At 31.5% G+C, this 5,140-nt stretch carries 5 protein-coding genes; all 5 read left to right on the top strand.

The window, feature by feature from the left end; genetic code table 11:
• The coding region (locus tag CHL78_RS19515) for a phosphatidate cytidylyltransferase (protein ID WP_199534132.1) at positions 1-284 on the top strand (284 nt) is incomplete at its 5' end.
• Between the two features lie 134 nt (positions 285-418).
• The gene (locus CHL78_RS19520) at positions 419-1,570 is read left to right on the top strand and encodes a 1-deoxy-D-xylulose-5-phosphate reductoisomerase (protein ID WP_094366962.1); all 1,152 of its coding nucleotides are present in this window, start codon (positions 419-421) and stop codon (positions 1,568-1,570) included.
• A gap of 12 nt (positions 1,571-1,582) precedes the next feature.
• Positions 1,583-2,587: an RIP metalloprotease RseP gene (gene rseP, locus CHL78_RS19525; RefSeq protein WP_094366963.1), complete on the top strand. Its 1,005-nt coding sequence runs from the start codon at positions 1,583-1,585 to the stop codon at positions 2,585-2,587.
• 48 nt (positions 2,588-2,635) lie between these two features.
• The gene (gene ispG / locus CHL78_RS19530) at positions 2,636-3,691 is read left to right on the top strand and encodes a flavodoxin-dependent (E)-4-hydroxy-3-methylbut-2-enyl-diphosphate synthase (protein ID WP_094366964.1); all 1,056 of its coding nucleotides are present in this window, start codon (positions 2,636-2,638) and stop codon (positions 3,689-3,691) included.
• A gap of 212 nt (positions 3,692-3,903) precedes the next feature.
• The gene (locus CHL78_RS19535) at positions 3,904-5,076 is read left to right on the top strand and encodes a double-cubane-cluster-containing anaerobic reductase (protein ID WP_094366965.1); all 1,173 of its coding nucleotides are present in this window, start codon (positions 3,904-3,906) and stop codon (positions 5,074-5,076) included.
• The last annotated feature ends 64 nt before the right edge of the window (positions 5,077-5,140 follow it).

Raw genomic sequence — 5,140 nt, forward strand, 5'->3', positions numbered from 1 at the left:
AAACTATAGAGGGTAGTATTGGCGGGATATTAGGGAGTACATGTTGTTGTATTTTATTTGGCTACTTATTCAACTTTAATATAATACATATGGCTTTTATTGGATCTATAGGGAGTATAATAGCTCAGCTTGGAGACTTATTTGCATCTTCTATAAAGAGATATGTAGGAATAAAAGATTATGGAAAATTAATACCCGGACATGGTGGTATATTAGATAGATTTGATAGTGTTATATTAGTAGCACCATTTGTTTATTATGCGATTAAGTTATTTATAAAATAAGCTTCAGTCTAACTGAAGCTTTAATTGTATTTAAAATAATTTAAAATGAAATTTTTGTGAATAATATAAAATATAGTTTTAATAATGATATAATACATAGGTAAAGAAAACTATTTATGGAAAGGGAAAGTAATATGAAAAAGATATCAATCTTAGGGTCTACTGGATCGATAGGAACACAGACACTAGATGTAGTAAGGGAAAATAGAGATAAATTTGAGGTAGTAGCTATATCTGCAAATAGTAGTGTAGATTTATTACTAGAGCAAATAAAAGAATTTAAGCCGAAATACGTAGCGGTATACAATGAAAATAGTGCTATGAGATTAAAAGAAATGATACCTTCGGATATAAAAATAGAAGTACTATCAGGTATGGAAGGATTAAAGACTATATCGTCTTTAGATGAAATAGACGTACTATTAACAGCAATAGTTGGTATGATAGGGTTAGTGCCAACATTATGTGCAATAAGAAAAGGTATTACTATTGCATTAGCCAATAAAGAAACATTAGTAACTGCAGGAAGCTTAGTTATGAGTGAGGCTAGAAAATATAATGTAGACATACTTCCTGTAGATAGTGAACATAGTGCAATATTCCAATGTTTAAATGGGGAAAAAACTAGAGAAATAGAAAAGTTAATACTAACTGCGTCAGGTGGACCATTTAGGGGTAAGAAGGAAAAAGAACTACTTAACATAACTAAAAATGAAGCTCTAAAACATCCAAACTGGAGTATGGGAAGAAAAATAAGTATAGACTCATCTACACTTATGAACAAAGGTTTAGAGGTAATAGAAGCTAAGTGGTTATTTAATGTAGATCAAAGCCAAATAGATGTAGTAGTACATCCACAAAGTATTGTTCACTCAATGGTTCAATTTATAGATAGTTCAGTAATGGCTCAAATGGGTTGTCCAGATATGAAGCTACCGATACAATACGCTCTATCTTATCCAGATAGAATTGTAAATGATTTTGAAAGATTAGATTTTTCGAAATGGAGTACTTTAACTTTTGAAAAACCAGATTTAGAGACATTCCCATGTTTACAATTAGCTTATGATTGTCTAAAGATGGAAGGTACATATTCAGCAGTATTAAATTCTGCTAATGAAGAGCTAGTAAATGAATTTTTAGAGGATAAAATTGGATTCTATGACATACCATATTACATAGAGAAAACTTTAGAAGCTCATAGCAGCATTAGTGAACCTACATTAGAAGAAATATTAGAAGTTGATAGATGGACAAGAGAATTTGTAAAAAAATCAATAAAGTAGGAAGGTGAAGTTATGACTATATTAGTAGCCATATTATTATTTGGAGCAATTGTATTTATACATGAATTAGGACATTTTCTCCTTGCAAAGAAAAATGGAGTAACTATACATGAATTTTCAATAGGTATGGGACCAAAGATATTTAGTATAAAAAGAGATGTTGAATACTCAATAAGATTATTACCGCTAGGCGGATTTGTAAGTATGGAAGGGGAAGACGGAGAGTCTAAGGACAAAAATGCATTTGGAAAAAAGAGCATCATTCAAAGAGCTAGTATATTATTTGCTGGACCGTTTTTCAACATAGTATTTGCTGTAATACTTTTTATACCAGTGTTTATGTATATTGGTACTCCGGGAACAACATTATCTCAAATAGTACCAAATAGTCCTGCTCAAGTAGCTGGACTTCAAGAAGGAGATAAGATTGAGTCTGTTTCGGGTGAAAAGGTAAATTCATGGCAAGATGTTGTAACTAATTTAACAAACTCAGAAGGTAAAGAGGTAAAGTTAGTTATAGATAGAGATGGAAAAGACCAAGAACTAAATATAGTACCTGAAAAAAATGAAGAAGGTAGATATGTTATAGGTATAGCTCCGAAGTATGAAAAGAGTATAACTAAAGCTATTGCTACAGCTTTTACAACAACAGGTGATATGATTGTTCAGATGGTAAAATTCGTAGGTCAATTAATAACAGGAACTGTACCAGGTGGAGTTTCAAACTCTGTAACAGGACCAATAGGTGTAATAAGTTTAGTATCAGACGCTGCTAAGACTGGTATTATAAATGTAGTGTATATAGGGGCTATAATAAGTTTAAACCTAGGTATATTAAATTTATTACCAATACCAGCACTAGATGGTGGAAGATTACTTATGATACTTATAGAGGCTTTAAGAGGTGGTAAGAAGATTGATCCTAATAAAGAGGCGACATTACATATAATTGGTTTTGGAGCGTTAATGTTATTTATGTTATTTGTAACGTATAAAGATATACTTAGATTATTCTAAGTGAATGATATAAATTATTAGACAATATACACATGAGAAGGTGAGATTATGAGTTATACAAGAAGAGTAAGTAGGGAAGTTAGTGTAGGAAATGTTAAAATTGGAGGAAATAATCCGATAAGTATACAGTCTATGACTAACACTGACACTAGAGATGCTAAAAAAACTATAGAGCAAATTAAAAGATTAGAAGAAGCTGGTTGTGATATAGTTAGAATAGCAGTTCCAGATATGGAAGCTGCAAAAAATATTGGTGAGATAAAATCAAATGTTAATATACCTGTAATAGCAGATATACATTTTGACTATAGATTAGCTCTTGAAGCTATAGAACAAGGTGTAGATGGAGTAAGAATAAATCCAGGAAACATCGGTAGTATAGAAAGAACTAAGATGGTAGTTGAAAAATGTAAGGAAAAGAATCTAAAAATAAGGATAGGCGTTAATGGTGGATCACTAGAAAAAGAACTTTTAGAAAAGTATGGTTCTGCAACTGCCCAAGCACTGGTTGAGAGCGCATTGGCACACGTTAAAATACTTGAAGATTTAGATTTTTATAATATAGTAATATCTCTTAAATCATCAGATATATACAAGACATTAGATGCTTATGAACTTATATCTAAAAAAGTTGATTATCCACTTCATATAGGAATAACTGAATCTGGAAGTGTTAAAAAAGGAACTATAAAGTCGTCAATAGGTGTAGGAGCTCTACTGTTAAAAGGAATAGGTGATACTATAAGAATATCACTTACAGGAGATCCTGTTGAAGAGATAGAAGTAGGCAAAGAAATACTTAGAAGTCTAGACTTATTAAATGATAAAATAAAGGTAGTATCTTGCCCTACTTGTGGAAGATGTAACATTGATTTAATTAGCGTTGTAAATGAAGTAGAAGAAAAAATTAGTAAGATGGATAAGGATATAACTGTAGCTATAATGGGATGTGCTGTTAACGGTCCTGGAGAAGCTAGAGAGGCAGATATAGGAATAGCAGGTGGTAAAGGAGAAGGTCTTTTATTTAAAAAAGGTGAAATAGTAAGAAAAATAAAAGGCGATAGACTTGTTGAAGAACTACTTGAAGAAATAGATAAATACTAAAAATTAATATAAAATCCTTCATGTAGTTTACTATATGAAGGATTTTTTTATTACAATTTAAATATAGTCAAAGTATATTCAGCTGAAAATAGAAAAATGATAATAGACTTTGTCTATATTTTAAGCTATACATATAGATAGAAACGATACTGAATAAAAGAAAAGCATGGTAGAATTTTACATAGGAATATTTTGACAAAGGGGGCTATATTATGATAAATTTACCAAGTAATTTTGATAGTTTTAATGAAGCAAGACAAAGGGGTTTTATAGCAGCAAAGGAGCTTAAGGAAAGAGGCGAAAAACTAGTAGGAGTATTTTGTACATTTACTCCTGTTGAGATACCAATGGCTGCAAAGGCAACAGTAGTAGGAGTGTGTGGTGTAAGTGAAGAACCTATTCCAGAAGCAGAAAAGATTTTACCTAGGAATCTATGTCCACTTATAAAATCAAGTTTTGGACATGCAATAACTGATACTTGTCCATACTTCTATTTTTCAGATATGTTAATAGGAGAAACAACATGTGATGGAAAGAAAAAGATGTATGAGGAGCTTGGGAAAATCAAAAATACACATGTGATGCATTTACCAAATATGAAGGCAGGAGATATAGCTTATCAGTTATGGAAGTACGAGATAAAGTCGTTAAAAGATGAGGTAGAAAAGTCTCTAGGAGTAACTATAACGGATGAAGATATAAGAGAGGCTATTAAAGACAAGAATGAAGAAAGAAGGCTTTTAAAAGAGTTCTACGAGCTTGGGAAGCTAAAGCCATCTGCACTTACAGGTATGGAGATGTTCCAAGTATTAAATCAAGCAGGATTTAAATTTGACAGAGATGAGCTAAAAAGCTCTTTAAGAAATATTATAGATAGTATGAAAGAGCGATATGAAAAAGGCGAATCTCCGGTAGGTAAGGATAAGCCGAGAATATTAATTACTGGTTCACCAATAGGTGGAATAAGTGAAAAAATAATCACAACTATAGAAGAAAGTGGAGCATCGATAGTTGCATATGAACTTTGTGGTGCAATAAGATCAAACGAATTATTAGTGGATGAAGACAACGAAGATGTATATGATGCATTGACTCAAAAATATATTAATATAGGTTGTTCATGTATGATGAATAATGACAACAGAGTAGAGTTACTGGATAGATTAATAGATGAATATGAGGTGGATGGAGTAATAGATGTAGTTTTACAAGCTTGTCATACTTTTAACATTGAAAGTTATAAGATGAAGCAGTTTGTAACCAATGAAAAGAATATACCATTTATGACAATTGAAACTGATTACTCAAAATCTGATACAGAGCAACTAAGAACAAGATTTGAAGCATTTGTAGAAATGATAGAAGAAGGGGTATGCGTTAAATAGGAGGCATTATGTATAGTATAGGGATTGATTCGGGTTCTGTAGCAACAAAAGGAGTGTTATATGA

The sequence above is a fragment of the Romboutsia weinsteinii genome, from assembly GCF_002250835.2.
Lineage (GTDB): Bacteria > Bacillota > Clostridia > Peptostreptococcales > Peptostreptococcaceae > Romboutsia_A > Romboutsia_A weinsteinii.